Source organism: Pseudoalteromonas piscicida (genome assembly GCF_000238315.3).
Taxonomy (GTDB): domain Bacteria; phylum Pseudomonadota; class Gammaproteobacteria; order Enterobacterales; family Alteromonadaceae; genus Pseudoalteromonas; species Pseudoalteromonas piscicida.
In genome coordinates, this window is sequence record NZ_CP011924.1 from 2,791,072 (window position 1) to 2,813,485 (window position 22,414).

A 22,414-nucleotide genomic window follows, 5' to 3' on the forward strand; every position below is an offset into this window, starting at 1 on the left:
AGTGAAAAAGACGATAAAATCGTCTTTTTCACACACAGTATTGGAGCAATATATTTTACGCTTCAGGTACAAAAGACAGCGCCTTTTCCATCACCTCTATGCCAGCCTCTTTTTTGTGGCCATTTTCTGATAAATGACGACGGAAACCTCTCGCACCGGGCTGATTTTGAAAAATACCCAACATGTGACGCGCAATATGCCAAAAATTTGCACCATTCGACATTTCACTTTCAAAGTAGTCATACATGCTTCTTATGACTTGATGGCGAGTTTGCGTAAACGCAGCTTCGCCATACAATAGCTCATCAACCTGCGACAACATAAACGGGTTGCTGTAGGCTTCACGGCCAACCATTACGCCGTCAAGGTGAACCAAATGATGCTGACATTCCTCAAGAGTTTTAACGCCACCATTAATACTGATATGAAGATCTGGATAGTCTTTCTTTAATTGATAAACGCGAGGATAATCTAATGGTGGGATCTCACGGTTTTCTTTCGGGCTTAAGCCTTGCAACCATGCTTTACGGGCATGGATAATAAAATCATCACAGCCCACTGCCTGCGAGGTTTCAATCAGCGCTGTAAGAAACTCATAGGAATCTTGTTCATCAATACCAATGCGCGTTTTTACCGTTACCGGAATATCCACTTCTGCCTTCATCGCCGCCACACAATCAGCAACTAACTGCGGCTCAGCCATTAAACACGCACCAAAGCGACCATTTTGCACGCGATCTGACGGGCAACCCACGTTTAGGTTTACCTCACTGTAGCCATATTGCTCAGCACGCTTAGCACACTCTGCCAACGCCTTAGGATCAGAGCCCCCCAACTGCAACGCCACCGGTAACTCATGCGCACCAAACGCCAAATAATCCCCTTTACCAAAAATAATCGCACCAGTGGTGATCATTTCAGTATAAAGCACCGCATGTTTAGTCAGCTTACGGTGAAAGGTTCTGCAATGGCGATCCGTCCAATCTAACATGGGTGCAACGCTAAAGCGGCGAAAGGCATCAACACAGTGATTAGGTGTTTGTGGCTCAAAGGGTGGAGTAGGTTGTTGGCTCATGGTATGACTTTCTCAATCAGGTTTACTATCAATGACCTGTACTAGTTATGTTTATAGCAGTACATAGCTCAAATAGGTGATTGCGTAGTATACCGCAGCTTCTAATACTTCGTTAAGTATAGACAGCGATTTATTGCCAATACTAAAAAGCCGCAAGTAATTGAACTTGCGGCTTTCGATTTGTTTAGGCTGCCGCCACAATCTTATGGTGAGTTAAAGATACTCCTTCACTTCCGCCACTTTATTTGTTGCGAACTGACTGTTTGGATTTATCGCAAGTAACTGCTGATAGTGCTCAAGTGCTTGCGCATACTGCTTATTTAACTCATACGCTTGCGCGATGCTGTTATGGTAATAGGACTGCTCGTTATTTTGTGTCAGCGCAAATTTAAAGATTTCGATACCATTATTAACTTGACCATCTTCAACAAGCTTATTGCCCCACTCCACCAAGATCTCTAAGTCATACATTACACCGGTATCTTGCTGCGCATTTGCAAACGTAGCCGCAAAGTCGGTAAAGCCTTGTTTATCTGTAAGCTGCTTTAAGTACACCATCGGCTGATAGGCCTTTTGCTTACTAGCGTCGTTAAAGTTGGGAATATAATAAGCGGCAATATCATCAACAAACTCAATGGGTAATCCACCCAACAGGTTAGTAAGCACAATCACGGAAACCTTGTCTTCAGGGTAGGTGATCACCGTAGTCGCGTTTCCACCGCTTGCGCTGATCGCTGGGTGATATTTACGCTGAATCACTTGCCAGCCCATTGCATAGCCGTTTTCTTTGGTGTTAAAGGCTTCTGTGCGTCCGTTGTTCAGCTTAACTGGCGTCCATAGCATATCCAACTCTTTAACCAGCTCGCCTTTTTGTAGTGATACAACATAGTTAGCCAGTTCAGTTGCGGTTGAACTCATTCCCGCTGCGGTTCTTAGCATATATGGGAATTCGCCGTAAAAGTTTTTGTAATTTCCCTCACCTAAATGAATATATTGGCGAGCCTGATTTGGCACCATAAATTCAAGATAATCAAAACCTGCCTGCGCTGTCTTTGGCATATTGGCACGTGCTAACTGCATCTTGGTAATAAAAGCAGGAAACCCTTCAGGTGCATATTTATCAATGATTTTACCCAAAATCACATAACCGGTTTGGTTATAACTAAAACGCGAGTTAGGTGTAAATTGAAGAGGCTGCTTTTGCACAGCTTGCCATGAGGCATCAATATCATTCGGTACAATGGTTTCTAGGGCATAATTTGATGCTAAGATCGCTGGCAAACCTGTGGTGTGACCCATTAATTGGTTAATTTTGAGTTGCTGCCAAGCCTTTGGTAAATCGGGTAAGTGCTTACCAATTTCATCGTCAATGTTGAGATAACCTTGTTCAGCGAGCTGTACAATCGCAACGCCGGTAAACGCCTTTGTCATCGAGTTAATCGGAAATAACGTCTGCTCAGTCACAGGCACTTGGTGCTGTAAGTCTGCAAAACCATAACTTCCTTGCTTAATAATTTTATCGTCTTTAACCACGGCCAACTGTAAGCCCGGAATGTGCCTTTCTTTCATGAGGGTTTTGATCAGCTTGTCTACCGACTCAGCCTTCACTAAGGATGAAAATAATGCCGACCATAAAAGCGTGCCAAACCATAACACGGTTGATAGTAAAACTTTGTTGTTCTTGTACATGATTGTTCCATTACTCATTTTCGTTTGAGAGATGGCTCTATCTTTCCAAGTATTGTACCAACCTTAAAAGTCATTATTTGTCAGTAACTTAAATAAATTCAGCAAGTGAAAATTAGTGAATAAATTAACGAAAAGTGGTGAGATATACAAATAAATGGCGTTTTTAACAAAGTAACCGAGAGGTGATAAAGTGGGAGTCTCAAGCGTAAACATCTCATGTTGGGATGTTTACGCTTGAGGTGTGAGTCAGCCTATAAGCCGGGTTCTGTTCACTCCCGAAGGAGATCGATAATCATTCGTCTAGGCCTAGGATCGCTCCTAGGCTCGAGCAACCTACCCGGTTCCGATGCGGGCCACACCATAAGGAACCCTATTTGGTCTTGCTCCGGGTGGAGTTTACCTTGCAACCAACTGTTACCAGTGGCCCGGTGCGCTCTTACCGCACCCTTTCACCCTTACCGGTCCCGAAGGACTTAGGCGGTCTTCTCTCTGCTGCACTTGTCGTAGGCTCACGCCCCCCAGCCGTTAGCTGGCACCCTGCCCATTGGAGCCCGGACTTTCCTCCCCCTGATCATTTTCGTCACAGGCAGCGATTATCCGGCTGACTCAGGCGGGCGATTATACGCACTTTAATGCAATAACGCACGCGATAAATTGCGTGTATTACGCTTCTCGCTCGGCAATGATAGCCTTATACAAGGCGTTCTTTTTTAGCCCTAAATATTCAGCTGCCACGCCGCAGGCCTTCTTCAATGGCATTTCTGGCTCTAGTAACTCAATGAGCTTTTTCGCTTCTGGCGTTAATGCTTGTTCATCTCTTTGTTCACCGGGTAGCATCAACACCAATTCGCCTTTTTGCTTTTCAGGCGTTGTGGTTAAAAACTCAATGAGCTCAGTAACCGTGCCACTGAAAAAGGTTTCATAGGTTTTGGTCAGTTCTTTAGCAAAAACGACTTGTTGTGTTTCGCCCAGCGCGATTTTCATATCTTCTAGACTTGCCATAATGCGGTGGGTGCTTTCGTACAAGATACTGGTGATGCCAGAGGCGACTGCATCTTTAAAAAATTACTGACGCGCTTGGCTTTTTGCTGGTGAAAATCCCACGAATTGGAATTTATCTGTTGGTAAGCCCGAACAACTCACGGCAGCAATGGCGGCACATGCGCCAGGAACGGGTGTGACGGTAGCACCTGCTTCACGACACAGGTTAACCACGGCATAGCCTGGATCGCTGATAAGCGGTGTGCCCGCATCAGATACTAACGCGATGTCTTTACCTTCGTTTAACCAATCTAAAATTTGCTGCGCTTTTTGCTTCTCGTTGTGATCATGCAGTGCAAAAGTTTTTGCTTTAATGCTAAAGTGGCTCAATAATTTACCGGTGTGGCGCGTATCTTCGGCAGCGATTAAATCGACCTGACTTAACACTTTCAGTGCACGTTCACTGATGTCATCTAAATTACCTATTGGTGTCGCTACAATATGTAGGGTGCCGATTTTGTTTTCGTTGTGAAGATTAGCCATTGAGCTCTCCAATATCAGTCAGTAAGATATCCACTCAGTCGTGAAAAAGAAGGTTTGCCTGTGCAGTTTAAAAAGATAGCGCTTTTAGTTGCCATATTGTCGGGGTTATCCGCTTGTAGTACAAGCACAAATGTCACCAAATCCGCCCAAGAAACTAAAACAACTAAAGCCGTTAGCCAATCGGATGACAATGCCGCGTCGTTATTTGCAAAGGCGCAGAGTAAAGAAGGCGTTGCCAAAATCCAATTGCTATATGCTGCCAGAGACGCTGCTATCTTAGAAAAAGACTGGCAAATATTAGAGCAAATTGGTTTAGCGATGGAAGCTAAAGCCAGTGTTGATCATATTCAAAACAAATTATACATCGCACTTGCTCGCAAAGAATTGTCGCAGTATGCCAATGCGTTAGCCATCCTGAACACGCTAGAGGGTAGGCTCAACACCCCTGAACACCAAGCTTGGTATGAGTATTTACTGGGTAGTATTTATGCCTCTCAGCAACTACCAAAAAAAGCGTTGGTTGAGTACTTTAAAGCGGCTGATATTGCCAATGAACATAACTTAGCGGTGGCTGGGTTAAACGAAGAGATTTGGCTCGCGCTACAGCAGCTATCAAGTTACGCCCTAGAGCGCTTTGATTCTGGCTCTGTTTTACAGCGTGGTTGGGTGACGCTGGCTAAATATCAACAAATTTATTTGGGTTCGAGCGTCCAGCTCGACCAAGCCATGAATAATTGGCGTCGCCGTTTTACTAATCACCCTGCGGTTGCTTTGCTGCCTAAAGATTTACAAGGCGCCGTTGCGCTTGAACCTTACCAAGTTAAAAGACTTGCGGTGTTATTACCACAATCTGGTGCGAGCGAGCGACTCGGCACAGCCTTGAAAAATGGTTTTTTAGCTGCCACCGACGAAGGGGCGATTGAAGAAGTCTTCTTCATTGATGAAATGGCATCCGAGTCTGAAATCGTAACGCAACTTGCTGAGGCAAATGTCGATTTTGTCATTGGTCCATTATTAAAATCCAACGTTGAAAAACTACTCGCAGATACAGGTTTTGCGGCTTACCCCACCTTATTTTTAAATGCTCGCGAAACCCTTACGCCTAGCAGTAGTGAACAGTACTTTTTTGCGCTTAATCCTGAGCATGAAGTCGAGCAAGCAATGAAGCACTTTCTTGCTAAAGGCTATAAAAAACCCATGTTACTGGCTCCAGCGAATGCTTCTGGTAAGCGTTTAATTGAGTATTTTGATCAAGGTTGGAAACGCTACAGTGAGGCCGCACCAGAAGTGGGTTATTATACCAATAGTACCAACATGGCGGATGTCATCACGGATATTTTAGAGGTCGATGCATCCAAAGCACGCACTAGCGTCATCAAAAGTCTATTTCGCAAAGAGGTCAAAAGCGAAACACGCTCTAGACGCGACATTGATGCCATCTATATTTTAGGTGATGCAATGGAAACTAGACTGCTCAAACCTTATTTAGACGTCAATGTCAGTACATTTGCCGATAGGATCCCTTTATATGCAAGCTCTCGCAGCTATAGTAAACAAATTGATGTTACTGATAAGGGCGATTTAGAAGGACTTTATTTTACCGAGCAACCTTGGATGCTACCGGGTGCTGTTGAAAAAGCACCGCTTCGAGATGCCTATCAATCTTTATGGCCTGAGCAGGCCGACTTAGAGCAGCGCTTGTTTGCAATGGCATATGACGCCACGAATTTAGTCCCCGAGCTGCGCCAACTGGCTTGGCTCTCGGGTAAAAGTTTTGATGGCTTAACCGGCCAACTCAGCATTCGCGGTGGTAGTGATGTTGTGCGAAAGCTCAGTTGGGCACAGTATCATAATAAACAAATTCGTTTGGTGAGCTTAGATGAACAGCCTCCACTACCATTATTTATGCAACAAGAGAAACCTGCGGGAGACTCTTTGATCAGATAGGATATCTGTATGTTTAAAGGACTATTTAGCAATACACGAAGTAAGGGCGAGCATTTTGAGTTGATTGCGGAGCAATTCTTGGTAAAACAAGGACTAACCCCCGTCACCAGAAACTATCTCTGTAAATACGGAGAGATAGATCTCATTATGCAAGAGTCGCAAACCTTAGTGTTTATTGAAGTAAAGTATCGCGATAGCAGCCACTTTGGTGGCGCAATTAACGCACTATCAAAAACTAAGCTTCAAAGATTAAAGCGTAGTATTTATAATTATTTAGCACAGCAAAATTTGCATAACACGCAACTTAGAGTCGACTTTGTTGCCATTCAAGGGGCCGATCCCCCTGAAATAAACTGGATTAGAAATATTTTTTAGCATGCAAGAATCTATAAAGTCTATATTTACAGAGTCAATTCAAGCGCAGATAGCGGCGGGCGAAGTATTGCCTAAAGCGCTAGAAACCGCAGCTATGACTATGGCTCAGAGCCTGATCAATGGCAATAAAATCATCTGCTGCGGCGCGCCAAGTAATCATATGTTGGCACACCACTTCGCAACCATCTTAAGCAACTTTTACGAAACCGAACGCCCGTGTCTGCCCGCGATTGCACTAACGAATGAGCAATATAATCTGGCGTCACCAGAAAATGGCAAAGCCAGAGAGCGCTTTGCCAAGCAAATACGCGCATTCGCGCAGCAAGGAGACTTGCTGGTGGCGTATGCCATAAACGGGCAAGAAAAGGCGGTTATTGGCGCAGTGGAAGCTGCCCTTACTAGAGATATGAAAGTCATCGCGTTAGTTGGCGATGATGGTGGTGAAATCACCGGCCTATTGGGCCCACAGGACGTAGAGATCCGGATCCCAAGTAAACGCCCAAGCAGGATAATCGAGTCACAACTATTCAATACTCACTGTTTAAGTGAGCTAATCGACGCAATTTTATTCCCTCAGGACGAAGTATGATGATGAGAATAACCTCTTTACTTGCCGCCATCTTGTTACTACAAGGGTGTGCTGCTGCGGTAGTTGCTGGTACAGCCGGTGCGGTGTCTGCTGCAAATGATAGACGCACTATCGGTGCACAAATTGACGATAACAATATCGAGATCAAAGGCACGCTTGCCATCAAAGAGATTAAGCGCCTTGCAGACCATGCCAATATCACGCTAGTGAGTGTTAATGGCATAGTATTGATGATTGGTCAAGTCACTAATCAAGAAATGAAAACGGAAGCTGAGCGTGCGCTACGGAACGTTGCTGGGATTAAGCAAGTACATAATCAGTTGAGAATAAGCTCAAACATCGGCATCACGACGCAAACACATGATACTTGGCTGACCTCTAAAGTTAAAACCAAATTACTCGCGGCCGACGAAGTCAATGGCGCAAATATTAAGGTAGTTACCGAGAATGCCGAAGTGTTCTTAATGGGCTTAGTCTCTAAACAAGAAGCAAACTCAGCGGTAGAAATCGCCAGAAATATTAATGGTGTAAAACGTGTGATTAAAGCCTTTGAGTACATCTAAACAATAGCCATAAAAAAACCTGCATCCGCAGGTTTTTTTATTTTATCACTCGAAGGTGAGAACCTTTTTTCTTTTCAGGTTCTGGCTTAGTCTCTGGCGATTGTGAGACGTCCGTCTCTTCTACCAAATCAAACTCTTCATCTTCAAAGATTTCTTCTTCAGGTGTAAATACCGTCCCTTCACCGTTTTCTCTTGCATAGATAGCCAATACTGCACCGTTAGGCACATATACCTGCATCGGTTGACCACCAAACCGAGCGTTAAAGCTCAGCGCTTGATTGTCCATAGAGAAATTCGTCACAGCAGACGGGCTTACGTTCAACACAATTTGCCCTTCTTGCACAAATTGTGTTGGAACCTGTACCGAGGGAAAGTCTGCGTTCACCACTAAATGCGGTGTACATTCGTTATCAACAATCCACTCGTAAAACGCGCGTAGTAAGTAAGGACGATTAGACGTCATTACGATCTGATCTCACGCTCTGCATCCGTTAGCGATGCTTGGAATGAGTCACGCTCAAATAAACGCAGCATGTATTCTTTTAGCTCTTTGCTACCAGCACCATTCAGCTCAATACCAAGCTGTGGTAAACGCCAAAGTAGTGGAGCTAAATAACAATCAACTAAGCTGAACTCTTCACTCATGAAGTAAGGTGCTTCATTGAAGATAGGTGCTACAGCTAATAGTGCTTCAGTTAACTCTTTACGAGCTAGTACAGCTTCATCACCACCCGAAGAGACCTTTTCAGCAAGTGAATACCAGTCAGTTTCAATGCGGTGCATCATTAAACGACTACGACCACGCATTACTGGATATACAGGCATCAGAGGAGGATGCGGGAAGCGCTCGTCTAGATACTCCATAATGATATTCGCTTGGTACAAGCCAAGCTCACGATCGATTAGCGTAGGAACAGTGCCATACGGGTTAATCTCGTGTAGAGCTTCTGGTAAGTTGTCCTTTTCAGCCTGATGAATATCAACACTTACACCTTTCTCAGCAAGTACAATACGTACCTGGTGACTGTACATACAGTTTGACCCAGAAAAAAGTGTCATTACAGGGCGCTTATTGGCAGCAACGGCCATGCCTACCTCCATTAAAAAACTAAAAGTAATTAAATCACTTTAAACAGCAAAAGGGGCGAACGCCCCTATTGCAAAAATTACCTTTGAATATTCAAATTAATGAACATCTCTCCAGTATTCTTTCTTCAAGAAGAATGCCAGGATGAAGAAGATAACTAAGAAACCAATAACCTTAATACCTAAAGCTTCTGACTCTAGGCGAGAAGGCTCACCTACATAAGCTAAGAAGTTTGTCAGGTCACGTGCTGCTTGGTCATATTCATCAACACTCATCTCACCGGTACCATCTGTTTCAGTGCCGACAACTTTAGTCACTGTGTGACCGTGTTCTTCCACTTCTTCAGTGATCGGTGTTGGCAAGCCTTGTAACTCTTGTAGTACGTGAGGCATACCCACCAATGGGAAAACAACGTTGTTCACACCAAATGGGCGAGACTCATCTTTATAGAATGACTTCAAGTAAGTATAGATGTAGTCCGGAGACTTAACACGAGAGATAAGTGTTAAGTCCGGTGGCGCAGCACCAAACCATTTTGCTGCATCATCTTTAGCCATAGAGTTTTTAATATGGCTACCTACTTTTGAACCATCGAAAATAAGCGTTTCTTGACCAATTTCAGTTGGAATACCGATGTCACGGAAAGTACGCTCATAACGCTGATATTGCATTTGGTGACAGCCAAGGCAGTAGTTCATAAATAACTTAGCGCCACGCTGTAAAGATGCTTTATCAGTTAAGTCGTTGTTTGCTTCCATCAAAGGTACTGATGGGCCCGCTGCCATCGATAACGTTGGCAACAATGCGAATAAACCGATTACTAGCTTTTTCATCATTTCGTCAACCTCGTTGGTAGTGGCTTTGTCTTCTCGTTTTTACTGTAGAAGAATAGCAACACGAAGAACATAAAATAAGTTACTGTCGTAATTTGCGACAATAGCGTTTTAAAGTCAGTTTGTGGTGTTGCACCAATCCAACCAAGGATAACGAATGTGACAACAAACTGAGCAATGTTCAACTTATGGAAACCACAACGGTAGCGAATTGAACGAACCGAACCACGGTCAATCCAAGGCAGTAGTGCCAATGCTACGATTGAAGCGCCCATTGCTAGTACACCAATCAACTTATCAGGAATAGCACGAAGGATCGCGTAGAATGGCGTAAAGTACCAAACTGGGAAAATGTGCTCTGGCGTTTTTAGCGGGTTTGCAGCTTCAAAGTTTGGCGCTTCAAGGAAGAAACCATTCATTTCTGGTGCAAAGAACACAATTGCGCAGAAGAAAATTAAGAAGCCAGCAACACCTAAGACATCTTTTACTGTGTAGTAAGGGTGGAATGGAATTGCATCCACAATATCTTTTTTATCCGTGTAGTATTCATGGAATTTAAACTTAGGTTTATCTTCCTCAGCTACAGAGCCTTTCTTGCGCTTGATCTCAACACCGTCAGGGTTGTTTGAGCCTACTTCGTGCAGTGCGACAATATGAAGGAATACTAAGATAACCAGTACTAATGGTAGTGCAATAACGTGTAGTGCAAAGAAGCGGTTAAGCGTTGCACCAGAAATAACGTAGTCACCACGGATCCAAAGCGTTAGGTCATCACCAATTACAGGGATTGCACCGAATAATGAAATGATTACCTGAGCACCCCAGAAAGACATCTGACCCCATGGCAATAAGTAGCCCATGAAAGCTTCAGCCATTAGTGCTAGGAAGATAAACATACCGAACAACCACAGTAATTCACGTGGCTTTTGATAAGAACCGTAGATCATACCGCGGAACATGTGAAGATAGACCACGATAAAGAATGCGGATGCGCCGGTAGAGTGTAGGTATCGCAATAACCAACCATATTCAACATCACGCATGATGTATTCTACTGATGCAAATGCACCTTCAGCAGAAGGTACAAAGTTCATGGTTAGCCAGATACCCGTTACAATCTGGTTTACCAGTACTAGAATGGCGAGTGAACCAAACAAATACCAGAAGTTAAAGTTTTTTGGCGCTGGGTATTGAGCAATGTGCATATTCCAGACGCGAGTCATCGGAATACGAGCATCAATCCAATCAACAACTTTACCCACAACGCCCGTATTTGCTGCTTTATCTACATTAACAGACATTATGCAACCCCTTCTTCTTCACCTACCAAAATGGTAGTGTCGTCAATAAAGGTATACGGAGGGATCTCTAAGTTTAGAGGTGCAGGTACGTTTTGGAATACGCGCCCCGCCATATCAAACTTCGAACCGTGACAAGGACAGAAGAAACCACTATCAGTGCCTTCTACTTTTTCACCAAAGCTTCCGTTAAGGAAAGATGGTGAACATCCTAAGTGAGTACAAATCCCAACTGCGACGAAAAGCTCAGGTCGCTTAGAACGGAAACCGTTCTGCGCAGATGCCAACTGCTGTGGCTCTTCAGAGTTAGGATCACGAAGTTGGTCTTCGTGTTGCTTCATTTGTTCTAGCATTTTTGGTGTACGATTAACAATCCAAACTGGTTTGCCTCGCCACTCAACACGAATAAGTTGTCCAGACTCAAGCTTGCTGATATCTACTTCTACAGGCGCACCTGCAGATTTAGCTCGCTCACTTGGATTCCAGGACGCAATAAAAGGAACAGCAGCTCCAACCGCACCAACGCCACCTACAACAGAGGTAGCGATAGTTAAAAAGCGACGTCGGCTGTTGTCTACAGGCGCATTGCTCATCCACTTATCTCCACTTGATTCCCAACACTTGCTATATTGAGAACATCAGTTACAGCAGGTTAATTTAAGAAATTACAAAATAGACGCGATCATAAATAAATACCTTGATTAAAACAAGGTTATTCCAGATCCATGCCCGAATAAACCCGCAGAAAATCATCTATGATTACTTCGAGCATGAAACCGAGTATTTATGATATCGCATCTGACACAACAATATACTGACTAAGATCAACCCCCCGACTAAGGATACGCACCAAATCGCGTGACTGGATCTCAGGTCTTTCTACTTGCTTCGCCAATTGTAGCAAAAAAAACCGCCAAGTTACCGCTCGAATTGCACTAATTATTATATTTATTGAACTTTTTTAACTCGACGCGATATTTTTGAGCAAATAAGTAGGACAAAACGAATTAGATACCTCGTAAATACGAGAGATTGATGTACATAGGAGAAGCTAAAAACAAAAAACCCAGCATAAGCTGGGTTTTTGAATTCTTGAAACGTAATAAATTAACGCTTAGAGAACTGTGTCTTCTTACGTGCTTTCTTAAGACCAACTTTCTTACGCTCAACTTTACGAGCATCGCGAGTAACAAAGCCAGCTTTACGTAGAGCTGGACGTAGAGACTCGTCAAACTCCATTAGTGCACGTGTGATACCGTGACGGATAGCACCCGCTTGACCAGTTGTACCACCACCTGCAACAGTGATGTATAGGTCAAACTTTTCTGTCATTTCAACTAGCTCTAGAGGCTGACGAACAACCATGCGAGAAGTTTCACGACCGAAGAACTCTTCTAAAGAGCGCTTATTGATTACGATGTTGCCAGTGCCTGGGCGTAGGAATACGCGAGCACTTGAACTTTTACGACGACCTGTACCGTAGTATTGATTTGCCATGATAGTGCTCCTTAAATGTCTAGAACCTGAGGCTGCTGTGCAGCGTGGTTGTGCTCGTTACCAGCGTAAACTTTAAGTTTACGGAACATTTCACGACCTAGAGGACCGCGAGGTAACATGCCTTTAACCGCTTTCTCGATGATCATTTCAGGCTTTTTAGCTTGAAGTTTCTCAAAGTTGATAGACTTAAGGCCACCTGGGTAACCAGAGTGAGCATAATACATTTTGTCCTGAGTTTTGTTACCAGTTACAGTAACTTTCTCAGCGTTGATTACGATGATGTAATCACCAGTGTCAACGTGTGGAGTATACTCAGCTTTGTGCTTACCGCGAAGGCGACGAGCGATTTCAGTAGCGATGCGACCTAAAGTTTTACCTTCAGCGTCAACTACGTACCAGTCACGTTTTACAGTTTCTGGTTTAGCAACAAACGTTTTCATTATAAAAATCCAAAGTTTTCAATTTTAAAACCACAGGCAGTCCTTGGACTACCGCTCTACTTGTATTTGCTTTAACCCCTTCGAGTTTAAGACTTTTATGCCGCTCAAGTCAGTGGCTAAGCCGACGAGGGCAATAGAACGCAACGTGGCAGGCCGCGGATTATAGCAAGCCTTCTGGGTGAAAACCAGCGCTTGGTGCTTTTTTCTACAAGAAAATCTGAAGAATTTCGAAAAAAAATAGAAAAGGCAAAAAATCCAACGAAATGACGACGTGTGCGTGACAAGGACTCGTTCAAATAGGATATTTACAAACACCCACACCGAACCAGTCCTCTTAACAAAAAAGTAATTGCCGTTAGGCTAAATGCTCTCTTGCTAAATATTCATGGGATTGCATTTCTTGCAAGCGGCTAATGCAGCGTTTGAACTCAAAATTCAGTGTACCTTCGGTATAAAGTTCAGTAATAGGCGCTGCAGCTGAGATGATAAGCGTCACATTACGCTCATAAAACTCATCGACGAGCGCAATAAAGCGCCTTGCCGCATCATCGTTTTGCTGACCCATTTGCTTCACATTAGATAGAATCACTGTGTTATATAAGCGACTGATCTCCATGTAATCCACTTGCGAACGAGCGGTTTCACATAGCGCAGGGAAATCAAACATAACAATACAATCTGACACCATTCGAGTTTGGATCATTCGACCTTCAATCTCAATCGCTTGTCCGGCTTTACCCGGCTCCGGAGAGAGTTTGTTAAAGTAGTCGAATAAGTTTTCATCCGCTTGTTTATCAAGTGGGCTGTGAAAAATTTCCGCTTGTTCCAACGTGCGCAAGCGATAGTCAATACCCGAGTCCACATTAACTACCTCAGTATTGGCTTTTACCAATTCAATGGCGGGTAAGAATCGTGCACGCTGCAAGCCATTTTTATACAAATCATCAGGCACAATATTCGATGTGACCACTAACACGATACCGCGCGCAAACAGCGCCTGCATTAATCCACCCAGTAACATGGCATCAGTGATGTCTTGAACGAAAAATTCATCGAAACAGATAATGTCAGTTTCAGATTTGAACGTATCAGCGATGCTTTCCAGAGGGTTTTTCACTTCATTAAGCTTTTTCAGCTCTGCGTGAACACGATGCATAAAGCGGTGAAAATGCACCCGCATTTTACGCTCCGTCGGCAACGCATCGTAAAAGGTATCAACCAGATAAGTTTTACCGCGCCCTACTCCACCCCAAAAGTACAACCCTTTCACTTTTGGCGGCTCAGCTTTACCAAACAAGCGCGAGAAGAAGTTTGGTTTGACCGGGGGCTGATTGATAAGGTCGTCATACAATCGCTGTAAATGCTTTACGGCATTTTCTTGCGCGCTGTCATATTGAAAATCATCACGTTGTAGATCTTGCTGATATTTTTCCCAAGGCGTCATCGACTTAAATATTTTTTTACGATTTGTTTGTAGGTTATATTAACACGACTGTATTCACAGCGTATATTTAACTCTAACAGAGTTTTAATTTTATTTGCCGTTGAGGCACACAGGGAGAAACCTATGACTACCGTTACTTGGCTTGGATTACTGATCATTGTTGCCATTGCTGCATTCTTTTTAGGTGGCTTTGTAACGAAAAAGCAGTTCAAACACGACGAACTGGAAGTGCAAGCACAACAAGCTAAACACGACCTTGAGCAATATCGTCAAGACGTATCAGATCACCTAGCTAGCACCAAAAAGCTAGTAAATAAAATGCAGGATAGTTATCAACAACTGCTTACCCACGTGGAAGAAACCAACCAACTACTGACACAGGATCGTCCATCTCATCCTGCGGATCCTTTTTTCTCGAAAGAAACCACAGAACAACTACAAGCTTCTCTTCAAGCGCGCCCAGAGAGAAGACGTAAGCAAGACCCAAGTTTTGAAGCTCCACCGAGTGACTATGCCGAAGGTGAAACTGGGTTATTTTCTGGTCAAAAAAAAGAAAGTGAGCAAATTAAAGCCTCTTGATGAAACTTTTTGTTGACCCCATAGTCTTTAAAAGAAGTTATTGATTCTAGGGGCTTGTTAGCAGCCCCTTATGACTTATATTAACGCTAATAGCGGAGTACTTCACGACTATGAAATTTAAACTATCTTTGTTATCGGCCGCTTTACTTTCTTCTAGCTTATTGCTGTTACCGCAGCAAAGCATGGCCAAACTTCCTGTTGCCGTAGACGGCCAACAACTACCAACGCTAGCACCTATGCTAGAAAAGGTCGCCCCGGGCGTTGTTAGTATCCAAGTAAAAGGTGCTAAAGAAGTGCGTCGCCGTGTCGACCCTTTCGACTTTTTCTTTGGACAACCGCAGCCTCGTAGCCAAAAGCGCCCTTTTAGTGGCCTCGGCTCAGGTGTCATCATCGATGCAGATAAAGGCTATGTTGTTACAAACAATCACGTTATTGATGATGCAGACGAAATGCTTGTCACCTTAAAAGATGGCAGAGAATTTGAGGCTAAATTAATCGGTAGCGACGCCGAATCCGATATCGCATTGCTACAAATCGACGGCGAAGACCTAACAGAAATAAAACTCGCTAATTCAGACAAATTGAGAGTGGGTGATTTTTCCGTTGCTATTGGTAATCCATTTGGATTAAGTCATACCGTCACCTCAGGCATCATCAGTGCACTAGGCCGTAGCGGCTTAAATATCGAAGGCTATGAAGACTTCATCCAAACAGATGCGGCAATCAACCAAGGTAATTCAGGTGGTGCACTCGTTAACTTAAACGGCGAACTGATTGGTATCAACACTGCTATTTTAGGCGCGTCAGGCGGTAATGTCGGGATCGGCTTTGCTATTCCATCAAACATGATGAAAAACCTAGTGGATCAAATTGTTGAGTACGGAGAAGTTCGTCGCGGTTCATTGGGTATCTTGGGTCGTACTTTAGATGCTGGTCTTGCTAAAGCACAAGGTTTTGATGTTAAGCGCGGTGCTTATGTCATGCGCGTAGTTGAAGATTCAGCAGCAGACAAAGCGGGTCTGAAAGCCAATGATGTCATTGTCAGCCTAAACGGCGACGACATTGAAAGCTTTAATGAACTCCACGGTAAAGTGGCTACGATGGGTGAAGGTCGTGAGGTACGACTTGGTGTCTACCGTGATGGCAAAACCAAGTTTATCGACGTAGAGCTTGGTGGTAAACAAGAAGAACAGGCGAATGCAGAGGATGTACATCCAAACCTACGAGGCGCGGTACTAGAGAGTGGCGAGCGCAATGGCAATGAAGGTGTCGTCATTACCTCAGTAGAACCTCGCTCACCAGCTGCACGCGTTGGCCTTGAAGAAGGCGATGTGATCATGCAAGTGAATCGCCAACGTGTCACTAGTGTTAAAGATATGTCTAAACTCATTAATGGTATTAAAGGTAATATCGTACTTGGGATTAAACGCGATCGCGAGACGGTTTTCTACCTCATTCAGTGACGAAATAGACAAATATTAAAAATGAAACACAGCGAAACTTGTCGCTGTGTTTTTTTTTGTGTCATTATTAGCAGTATTAGATAACGATAAATATAAGCTCTTGTGTTCAAATTAATTAAATTCATTTTTCCACCGCTGCTTGCCGGACTTGGGATCGCTTTTATCATCATTTGGTTTAATCCTGAGCTAAGGGATAACTTGCCAAAACTTGAGGCCCCACATATTCAGACCCATCATATGAGTTTTGCTGATGCTGTAGAAAAAACAGCTCCAGCGGTCGTGACGATTTTTTCCGAGGGCTTTAGCAATCAGCCAAGATATCAGCGCCAAAGCACGGTTAGAGAACTTGGCTCTGGCGTAATCATGAGCCGAGATGGCTACATACTGACAAACTATCATGTGGTGAACAATGCCGACCAAATCATTGTGCTTCTTCCTGATGGCCGCCAGTATAGCGATACGCAACTGATAGGCTTTGACACGATTACGGACTTAGCTTTATTAAAAATTCCAGCTGAGAATTTGCCTGTCATTCCTATCGATCACGACTACTCACCACGAGTTGGAGATATAGTGCTCGCAATTGGTAACCCATTGAACATTGGACAAACCATTACCCAAGGTATTATCAGTGCAACGGGCAAACAGACTCTCACTGAAAGTCAGTTCAATAATTTGCTGCAAATGGATGCCGCGATTAATGTTGGTAACTCAGGTGGTGCCGTTGTCAATTCTAATGGCGCGCTAGTCGGCATTACCTCTGCACAATTTCGCACGCGCTTGAACATTGATATCCAAGGTATCTCGTTTGCTATCCCTTATGATCTTGCACTGGACGTCATGCATAAACTCATTATGGATGGTAGAGTGATCCGAGGCTATCTCGGCTTTAGAGGCACGCCAGTTGATAATACAGGTAAAAGCGTAACGGATCTTTACACACCTATTGTCGGCCTTGCTGTGAGTGAATTAGACCCCCTAGGTCCCGCATGGCAAGCTGGTATGAAAGAGCATGATATTGTGGTTAAAGTAGGTGGAGAGCCTGTGACTAATCCGCAAAAGACATTGAAGACGATAGGCAATACTGCGCCTGGTACTAAACTCGAGTTTGAAGTACTCAGAGGTGGTCAGCGCCTCACCATTACGGTGGAAGTCGCAGAACTCGAAACTGGACTATATTAGGACAAAAAGGTTAAGCAAAAAGCGTCCCGGAAGACGCTTTTCGTTTTTTACCAATTTGCTTAATTATGCTCAGGTTTTACGGCGTTTTATATTTGCACCTAAACGGCTTAGCTTATCTTCTATCTTCTGATAGCCCCTATCAACATGATAGATGCGATCTACGATGGTTTCGCCTGTTGCAACAATACCCGTTAGGATAAGACTCGCTGAAGCGCGTAAATCGGTTGCCATTACCTGTGCACCAGATAACGACTCTGTCTCACCACAGATTGCAGTGTTGCCTTCTAAACGAATATTCGCGCCCATACGCTGTAACTCTGGCACATGCATAAAGCGGTTTTCAAAGATAGTTTCTGTGATTGTCGCGCTACCTTCAGCCACCACATTTAATGCAGTAAACTGAGCTTGCATGTCTGTTGGAAAGCCAGGATGTGGCATGGTTTTAATATTAACGGCTTTCAAAGCGCGTTGACGCATATCCACATAAATACTGTCTTCACTTACCTCAACAATAGCATTGGCGGCACGTAGCTTTTCAAGCACAGGTTCAAGACTATGATAATCCGTGTTTTTACATAGTACTTCGCCTTTTGCCATTGCCGCAGCAACCAAAAAGGTCCCTGTTTCGATGCGATCAGGAAGGATTTTATGCTCACAACCATTAAGACGCTCAACGCCTTCTATCTCAATTCGGCTAGAGCCTGCACCATTGATCTTGGCACCCATGGCAACTAAGCATTCAGCTAAGTTAATAATCTCTGGCTCTCGCGCAGCATTATCTATCACAGTTTTACCATCGGCGAGGGTTGCAGCCATCAATAAGTTTTCAGTAGCACCAACGCTGACGGTTTCCATAAAGATCTCGGCTCCCCGAAGACGACCTTCGGTTACCGCATGGATATAACCATTCTCAACTTTGATCTTAGCGCCCATTTTCTCAAGGCCTGAAATATGCAGATCGACTGGACGAGCACCAATAGCACACCCTCCCGGTAGGGAAACTTGCGCCTGACCAAATCTGGCAACTAATGGGCCTAACGCCAGTACCGACGCACGCATTTGCTTAACGAGTTCATAAGGTGCAAGCACGCTATTTACCGTTGCTCCGTTGATTTCTAAGATATCGCCGTCCCACTCAACTTCAGCGCCCAGTGTTTTTAATAAGGCTTCTGTGGTACCTATATCGCGTAAGTGCGGTACATTAGAAAAACGGCTTTTACCATCGCCAAGCAGAGCGGCGAATAAAATAGGTAGGGCTGCGTTTTTAGCCCCTGAAATAGTGACTTCACCGGCTAAAGTGGTGCCACCTTGGATAACAAACTGATCCATTGCGGCACTCCGTTATTGTGGAAGAATAAATTTGCGCTCTTTTTGCCATTCATCAGGTGTGAATGCACGAATACTAACAGCATGCATAGTGCCGTCTTTAATAGTATCCATCAGTGGGCCGTAGATCAGCTGTTCTCTTTTCAGCCTTCTTAATCCGTCAAAACACGTTCCAACAGCAATGACTTCGTAGTGACTACCATTAGCTTTAACGATGATCTCGTCAAGCGATAGTGCATCTCTCAATAAAGTTTCGACTTGATTTGTTTCCATTAGACTCACTCAAATAGGGTTGTCACCTGTCCCAACTCCATTAAATTTTGCAGTTGCTCAGGCGTATTTTTCAGCTCGAGACGAATGTCGCGCTGTTTCAATTGACCTAAAGAGTGAATTAACCAAGCTAAGCCCGCGGTGTCAACCCTTGTCACCTCAGAAAGGTTAAAATAGACGGTTGATTGTGCATTTTTCAACACTTGAACGATGGTCGACTGTTTCAGTGCGCTTGGTAAACTCGCTCTCGTAAGTTCACCAGTTAACACGATTTCACCTTTACTTTCGGTGAATGAAATATTAGGCGTCACCATCATCCCCTCTAAATTGCACCGGAAGCTTGCTCTTCTTATCTAACAGTTGGATCACATGTTCAATACCCTGCTGTCGTAAAATACCATGTAGCTCCGATTGTTTGGCATCAAGTAAACTAATGCCTTCCGCCATCATGTCAAAAGCACGCCAGTCACCGTCTTGTCCGCGTCTAACTTTAAAATCGATTTTGATATCAGGCTTACCTGGCTCTACAATTTTGGTCTTAACAACCACCACAGCTTCATTCTCAAATGGGCGATGCTCACCAAACTCTACCTTTTGGTCTTTATATTGAGTAAATACACCAGCATAAGTCGCTACCAAGTAATTTTTGAATACCTCAATAAATTCTCTAATATGCTCGACAGCAGCAGCTTTCTCCTCTTTACTTTCAATGTTGCGAACCTTTTGAATATAAGAACCTAATACACGATACGCAGCATATTTGTAATCAATGTAAGGCAAGAGCTCTTCTTCTACGATAACGCGTAAGTGTTCTTTGTCTTTTTCAATGATGTTTTGCTCTTTCGTAACACGCTGAAAAGTTTGCGCCGCAACTTGCTCCACCATTTTATAAGGATCGCTTGAGTCTACTTCTTTCGCCTGAACCAATGCGGTAGCCATCAATGCTACAAACAAAGTCAGACATTTCGCATAGATGTTTTTTAACATATTTACTCGCTCCCTTGATTAAATAGGAACTGACCAATTAGCTCTTCTAGTACCAGTGCCGATTTTGTATCTGTGATCATGTCACCGTCTTTTAGCGCTTTTGTTTCCACACCAAAAAGAGACTCAAGATCAACGCTATCTTCACTCGTTACCTCCTGACCAAGACATTTTTGCTTCGCAGATTCAGCAGCAATAACCGGAGAAATACCTAAATACTGCTCACCCAAAATGCCCGAAGTCAAAATCGAAACCGACGACGTATCGGAAAACTGACACTCGTAGTTTTTATCTAAACTCATTGAAACTACTGGCACGAACTCTTGTGGATGGATGTGAATTCCATCAACACGACCAATCACAACCCCACCCACCTTAATTGGGGCGCGGGTTTTCAACGAACCTATATTTTCGAACTTAGCATGCAAAGTATAAGTTTCACCATTGCCGCTTAAGCCTGAATTAGCTACCTTTAGCGCCAACATAACAAATGCAGCAATGCCCAATGCCACGAACAACCCAACTAAAATTTCTATTTTCCGTGTATTCATTTTTAAAACCTTTTAACTTGAGAACATAACCGCTGTTAATACAAAGTCAAAGCCAAGTACAGCCAGTGAAGAATGTACTACCGTCTCTGTCGTCGCTTTACTTATCCCTTCAGAAGTAGGAATACAGTCATAGCCTTTGTATAGCGCGATCCAAGTTACTAATAGTGCAAATACGAAACTCTTAATAAGACCATTTAAGATGTCTTGTTGAAACGACACTTGCGATTGCATAATTGACCAGAAGCTACCTGAATCTACGCCTAACCAATCAACACCCACCAAGTGTGCGCCTAAAATAGCGATCGCAGAGAATATCAATGCGAGTAACGGCATACTAATAAAACCGGCCCAAAAACGAGGGGCAACCACGCGCTTAAGCGGGTCTATCGCCATCATTTCTAAACTAGATAATTGCTCCGTAGCCTTCATCAAACCGATTTCTGCAGTTAACGCACTGCCTGCACGCCCTGCAAATAAGAGTGCAGTCACCACGGGGCCCAACTCCCTGAGTAAACTCAAAGCAACCAAAGGTCCAAGGCTATCTTCAGCGCCATACCCAACTAACACGGTATAGCCTTGTAATGCCAATACCATGCCGATAAATAAACCAGACACCATGATAATCAACAATGATTGATGACCAACCATGTAAAGTTGCTTTATCAACAGCGGCGTGCCTTTTCGGAAATTGGGTAAGCTACATAGCGCCCCAAAAAGCATTGTTGTGGCACGGCCAAGTGCAGCAAAACGGCTGAGGGTTTTGTGGCCTAGTTTTTGTAAAAAGTCGACCATACTCACTCTCCTTGCAACAGCGCTTGCTGATAATCAGGCGCTTTAAAGTGGAATGGCACAGGTCCATCCGCAAGGCCCTGTAAGAACTGCTGTACTAATGGCGATTCGTGTTCAAGCATCTGCTCAGGGGTTCCTGTACCAATCACACCTTGCTCTGCAATAATAACGACGTGGTCGGCAATACTCAGCACTTCCGTAACATCATGAGTGACTATCAGTGACGATAACCCCAATACTTCATTAAGGGACTTAATCAGCCGAACTAGAACGCCCATGGAGATCGGGTCCTGACCTGCAAACGGCTCATCGTACATAATTAATTCAGGATCAAGTGCAATAGAACGTGCTAAAGCCGCGCGTCTTGCCATACCACCAGAAAGCTCTGCCGGCATTAAATCTTTTGCACCACGAAGACCAACCGCTTGAAGCTTCATCAGCACCACTAAACGGATTAATTCTTCAGATAATTCGGTATGCTCGCGTAGAGGAAAAGCCACATTGTCGAACACGCTCATATCGGTAAACAAAGCACCGCTTTGAAATAACATACTCATCCGCGTTCGAGCTTGATACAAAGCTGCTCGTGACATGTTAGGGATACTGTTTCCAGCAAAAAGAATATCACCGCTATCAGGTTTAAGCTGACCACCGATTAATCGCAACATGGTAGTTTTACCAATGCCACTCGGCCCCATTATTGCGGTAATTTTGCCCTTTGGTACGGAAAAGCTCATGTTTTTGTAGATGATCCTTTCACCCCGAGAGAAGGTTACATCCTTGATTTCTACAATTGACTGCGACAAGTCGCTCTCCAGATCCAGACTATATTCATCCAAGTATGATACTTTTTTTTCAAACAAGATGGAAAATCGTTTTGGTAAAATTTTGTAAGTAGTGAAATGTAAC

Annotated in this window: 24 protein-coding genes, 1 other RNA gene and 1 pseudogene; 7 read left to right on the plus strand and 19 right to left on the minus strand. The window is 43.8% G+C overall.

Annotation, left to right across the window (positions count from 1 at the left end):
* Positions 1-55: 55 nt before the first annotated feature.
* The 4 genes and pseudogenes from dusA to rsmI form a co-directional block, all read right to left on the minus strand.
* A complete protein-coding gene (gene dusA, locus PPIS_RS12970) occupies positions 56-1,075 on the minus strand; it encodes a tRNA dihydrouridine(20/20a) synthase DusA (RefSeq protein ID WP_010376712.1) in 1,020 nt (339 codons plus the stop codon).
* A gap of 213 nt (positions 1,076-1,288) precedes the next feature.
* Positions 1,289-2,764, minus strand: a complete 1,476-nt coding sequence (locus PPIS_RS12975; RefSeq protein WP_010376710.1) for a serine hydrolase domain-containing protein — start codon at positions 2,762-2,764, stop codon at positions 1,289-1,291.
* A gap of 238 nt (positions 2,765-3,002) precedes the next feature.
* Positions 3,003-3,373, minus strand: an RNA gene (rnpB, locus tag PPIS_RS12980) — RNase P RNA component class A.
* A gap of 54 nt (positions 3,374-3,427) precedes the next feature.
* A pseudogene (gene rsmI, locus PPIS_RS12985) lies at positions 3,428-4,288 on the minus strand (16S rRNA (cytidine(1402)-2'-O)-methyltransferase).
* Between the two features lie 60 nt (positions 4,289-4,348).
* Here rsmI and PPIS_RS12990 point away from each other — a divergent pair.
* From PPIS_RS12990 to dolP, 4 genes are read left to right on the plus strand one after another with little or no spacing between them, the layout of a single operon-like run.
* Positions 4,349-6,235 (plus strand): penicillin-binding protein activator, encoded by a 1,887-nt coding sequence (locus PPIS_RS12990; protein ID WP_010376707.1) that lies wholly within the window; start codon positions 4,349-4,351, stop codon positions 6,233-6,235.
* Positions 6,236-6,244: 9 nt separating this feature from the next.
* Positions 6,245-6,610 carry a YraN family protein gene (locus PPIS_RS12995; RefSeq protein ID WP_010376706.1) on the plus strand — a complete coding sequence of 122 codons (366 nt, stop codon included), beginning with the start codon at positions 6,245-6,247 and terminating at the stop codon, positions 6,608-6,610.
* Between the two features lies 1 nt (position 6,611).
* Positions 6,612-7,199, plus strand: a complete 588-nt coding sequence (locus PPIS_RS13000) for an SIS domain-containing protein (RefSeq protein WP_010376705.1) — start codon at positions 6,612-6,614, stop codon at positions 7,197-7,199.
* Positions 7,196-7,762 carry a division/outer membrane stress-associated lipid-binding lipoprotein gene (dolP, locus tag PPIS_RS13005; protein ID WP_010376704.1) on the plus strand — a complete coding sequence of 189 codons (567 nt, stop codon included), beginning with the start codon at positions 7,196-7,198 and terminating at the stop codon, positions 7,760-7,762. The genes PPIS_RS13000 and dolP overlap by 4 nt, the downstream gene beginning before the upstream one ends.
* Before the next feature lie 37 nt (positions 7,763-7,799).
* Here dolP and PPIS_RS13010 read toward each other — a convergent pair whose 3' ends face one another.
* From PPIS_RS13010 to zapE, 8 genes are all read right to left on the minus strand, one after another.
* Positions 7,800-8,225 carry a ClpXP protease specificity-enhancing factor gene (locus PPIS_RS13010; protein WP_010376703.1) on the minus strand — a complete coding sequence of 142 codons (426 nt, stop codon included), beginning with the start codon at positions 8,223-8,225 and terminating at the stop codon, positions 7,800-7,802.
* Positions 8,225-8,851, minus strand: coding sequence for a stringent starvation protein SspA (sspA, locus tag PPIS_RS13015; protein ID WP_010376701.1), 627 nt, complete (start codon positions 8,849-8,851; stop codon positions 8,225-8,227). The genes PPIS_RS13010 and sspA overlap by 1 nt, the downstream gene beginning before the upstream one ends.
* Before the next feature lie 96 nt (positions 8,852-8,947).
* Complete coding sequence (locus tag PPIS_RS13020; protein WP_017219051.1) at positions 8,948-9,685, minus strand: cytochrome c1; 738 nt, start codon at positions 9,683-9,685, stop codon at positions 8,948-8,950.
* Positions 9,682-10,983, minus strand: coding sequence for a cytochrome b (locus PPIS_RS13025; protein ID WP_017219050.1), 1,302 nt, complete (start codon positions 10,981-10,983; stop codon positions 9,682-9,684). The genes PPIS_RS13020 and PPIS_RS13025 overlap by 4 nt, the downstream gene beginning before the upstream one ends.
* On the minus strand, positions 10,983-11,573 hold the full coding sequence (gene petA / locus PPIS_RS13030; protein WP_010376697.1) for a ubiquinol-cytochrome c reductase iron-sulfur subunit: 591 nt from the start codon (positions 11,571-11,573) through the stop codon (positions 10,983-10,985). Before petA ends, PPIS_RS13025 begins: the two co-directional genes overlap by 1 nt.
* 514 nt (positions 11,574-12,087) lie before the next feature.
* The gene (rpsI, locus tag PPIS_RS13035) at positions 12,088-12,480 is read right to left on the minus strand and encodes a 30S ribosomal protein S9 (protein WP_161796706.1); all 393 of its coding nucleotides are present in this window, start codon (positions 12,478-12,480) and stop codon (positions 12,088-12,090) included.
* An 8-nt stretch (positions 12,481-12,488) separates the two neighbouring features.
* Positions 12,489-12,917 carry a 50S ribosomal protein L13 gene (rplM, locus tag PPIS_RS13040; protein WP_010376694.1) on the minus strand — a complete coding sequence of 143 codons (429 nt, stop codon included), beginning with the start codon at positions 12,915-12,917 and terminating at the stop codon, positions 12,489-12,491.
* A gap of 355 nt (positions 12,918-13,272) precedes the next feature.
* A complete protein-coding gene (zapE, locus tag PPIS_RS13045) occupies positions 13,273-14,361 on the minus strand; it encodes a cell division protein ZapE (RefSeq protein ID WP_010376691.1) in 1,089 nt (362 codons plus the stop codon).
* A gap of 123 nt (positions 14,362-14,484) precedes the next feature.
* Here zapE and PPIS_RS13050 point away from each other — a divergent pair, with 123 nt between their 5' ends.
* From PPIS_RS13050 to PPIS_RS13060, 3 genes are all read left to right on the plus strand, one after another.
* On the plus strand, positions 14,485-14,940 hold the full coding sequence (locus tag PPIS_RS13050; protein ID WP_010376689.1) for a Z-ring associated ZapG family protein: 456 nt from the start codon (positions 14,485-14,487) through the stop codon (positions 14,938-14,940).
* Positions 14,941-15,050: 110 nt separating this feature from the next.
* On the plus strand, positions 15,051-16,403 hold the full coding sequence (locus PPIS_RS13055; protein ID WP_010376687.1) for a DegQ family serine endoprotease: 1,353 nt from the start codon (positions 15,051-15,053) through the stop codon (positions 16,401-16,403).
* A 102-nt stretch (positions 16,404-16,505) separates the two neighbouring features.
* The gene (locus PPIS_RS13060; protein ID WP_010376686.1) at positions 16,506-17,585 is read left to right on the plus strand and encodes a trypsin-like peptidase domain-containing protein; all 1,080 of its coding nucleotides are present in this window, start codon (positions 16,506-16,508) and stop codon (positions 17,583-17,585) included.
* Positions 17,586-17,654: 69 nt separating this feature from the next.
* On the opposite strand, the gene murA is transcribed toward PPIS_RS13060, so the two are convergent.
* The 7 genes from murA to PPIS_RS13095 are packed head-to-tail and all read right to left on the minus strand — an operon-like array spanning position 17,655 to position 22,311.
* Complete coding sequence (murA, locus tag PPIS_RS13065) at positions 17,655-18,914, minus strand: UDP-N-acetylglucosamine 1-carboxyvinyltransferase (RefSeq protein ID WP_010376684.1); 1,260 nt, start codon at positions 18,912-18,914, stop codon at positions 17,655-17,657.
* A 12-nt stretch (positions 18,915-18,926) separates the two neighbouring features.
* Positions 18,927-19,184, minus strand: coding sequence for a BolA family protein (locus PPIS_RS13070; protein WP_010376682.1), 258 nt, complete (start codon positions 19,182-19,184; stop codon positions 18,927-18,929).
* A gap of 5 nt (positions 19,185-19,189) precedes the next feature.
* Positions 19,190-19,495 carry an STAS domain-containing protein gene (locus PPIS_RS13075; RefSeq protein ID WP_010376680.1) on the minus strand — a complete coding sequence of 102 codons (306 nt, stop codon included), beginning with the start codon at positions 19,493-19,495 and terminating at the stop codon, positions 19,190-19,192.
* On the minus strand, positions 19,482-20,168 hold the full coding sequence (locus tag PPIS_RS13080) for an MlaC/ttg2D family ABC transporter substrate-binding protein (RefSeq protein WP_010376677.1): 687 nt from the start codon (positions 20,166-20,168) through the stop codon (positions 19,482-19,484). Before PPIS_RS13080 ends, PPIS_RS13075 begins: the two co-directional genes overlap by 14 nt.
* Positions 20,169-20,170: 2 nt before the next feature.
* A complete protein-coding gene (mlaD, locus tag PPIS_RS13085; protein ID WP_010376676.1) occupies positions 20,171-20,716 on the minus strand; it encodes an outer membrane lipid asymmetry maintenance protein MlaD in 546 nt (181 codons plus the stop codon).
* 12 nt (positions 20,717-20,728) lie between these two features.
* Positions 20,729-21,508: a lipid asymmetry maintenance ABC transporter permease subunit MlaE gene (gene mlaE, locus PPIS_RS13090; RefSeq protein ID WP_010376675.1), complete on the minus strand. Its 780-nt coding sequence runs from the start codon at positions 21,506-21,508 to the stop codon at positions 20,729-20,731.
* A gap of 2 nt (positions 21,509-21,510) precedes the next feature.
* Positions 21,511-22,311, minus strand: a complete 801-nt coding sequence (locus tag PPIS_RS13095; protein ID WP_010376674.1) for an ATP-binding cassette domain-containing protein — start codon at positions 22,309-22,311, stop codon at positions 21,511-21,513.
* Between the last annotated feature and the right edge of the window lie 103 nt (positions 22,312-22,414).

Excerpts from the sequence above, each read along its gene's own strand:
- PPIS_RS13020 (WP_017219051.1), bottom strand. The coding sequence starts at position 9,685 with ATGATGAAAAAGCTAGTAATCGGTTTATTCGCATTGTTGCCAACGTTA.
- rplM (WP_010376694.1), bottom strand. The coding sequence starts at position 12,917 with ATGAAAACGTTTGTTGCTAAACCAGAAACTGTAAAACGTGACTGGTAC.
- dusA (WP_010376712.1), bottom strand. The coding sequence starts at position 1,075 with ATGAGCCAACAACCTACTCCACCCTTTGAGCCACAAACACCTAATCAC.
- mlaE (WP_010376675.1), bottom strand. The coding sequence starts at position 21,508 with ATGGTCGACTTTTTACAAAAACTAGGCCACAAAACCCTCAGCCGTTTT.
- mlaD (WP_010376676.1), bottom strand. The coding sequence starts at position 20,716 with ATGAATACACGGAAAATAGAAATTTTAGTTGGGTTGTTCGTGGCATTG.
- PPIS_RS13070 (WP_010376682.1), bottom strand. The coding sequence starts at position 19,184 with ATGGAAACAAATCAAGTCGAAACTTTATTGAGAGATGCACTATCGCTT.
- PPIS_RS13000 (WP_010376705.1), top strand. The coding sequence starts at position 6,612 with ATGCAAGAATCTATAAAGTCTATATTTACAGAGTCAATTCAAGCGCAG.
- PPIS_RS12975 (WP_010376710.1), bottom strand. The coding sequence starts at position 2,764 with ATGTACAAGAACAACAAAGTTTTACTATCAACCGTGTTATGGTTTGGC.
- PPIS_RS13010 (WP_010376703.1), bottom strand. The coding sequence starts at position 8,225 with ATGACGTCTAATCGTCCTTACTTACTACGCGCGTTTTACGAGTGGATT.
- PPIS_RS13055 (WP_010376687.1), top strand. The coding sequence starts at position 15,051 with ATGAAATTTAAACTATCTTTGTTATCGGCCGCTTTACTTTCTTCTAGC.
- zapE (WP_010376691.1), bottom strand. The coding sequence starts at position 14,361 with ATGACGCCTTGGGAAAAATATCAGCAAGATCTACAACGTGATGATTTT.
- PPIS_RS13075 (WP_010376680.1), bottom strand. The coding sequence starts at position 19,495 with ATGGTGACGCCTAATATTTCATTCACCGAAAGTAAAGGTGAAATCGTG.
- PPIS_RS13025 (WP_017219050.1), bottom strand. The coding sequence starts at position 10,983 with ATGTCTGTTAATGTAGATAAAGCAGCAAATACGGGCGTTGTGGGTAAA.
- petA (WP_010376697.1), bottom strand. The coding sequence starts at position 11,573 with ATGAGCAATGCGCCTGTAGACAACAGCCGACGTCGCTTTTTAACTATC.
- PPIS_RS13050 (WP_010376689.1), top strand. The coding sequence starts at position 14,485 with ATGACTACCGTTACTTGGCTTGGATTACTGATCATTGTTGCCATTGCT.
- dolP (WP_010376704.1), top strand. The coding sequence starts at position 7,196 with ATGATGATGAGAATAACCTCTTTACTTGCCGCCATCTTGTTACTACAA.
- murA (WP_010376684.1), bottom strand. The coding sequence starts at position 18,914 with ATGGATCAGTTTGTTATCCAAGGTGGCACCACTTTAGCCGGTGAAGTC.
- PPIS_RS12995 (WP_010376706.1), top strand. The coding sequence starts at position 6,245 with ATGTTTAAAGGACTATTTAGCAATACACGAAGTAAGGGCGAGCATTTT.
- sspA (WP_010376701.1), bottom strand. The coding sequence starts at position 8,851 with ATGGCCGTTGCTGCCAATAAGCGCCCTGTAATGACACTTTTTTCTGGG.
- PPIS_RS13080 (WP_010376677.1), bottom strand. The coding sequence starts at position 20,168 with ATGTTAAAAAACATCTATGCGAAATGTCTGACTTTGTTTGTAGCATTG.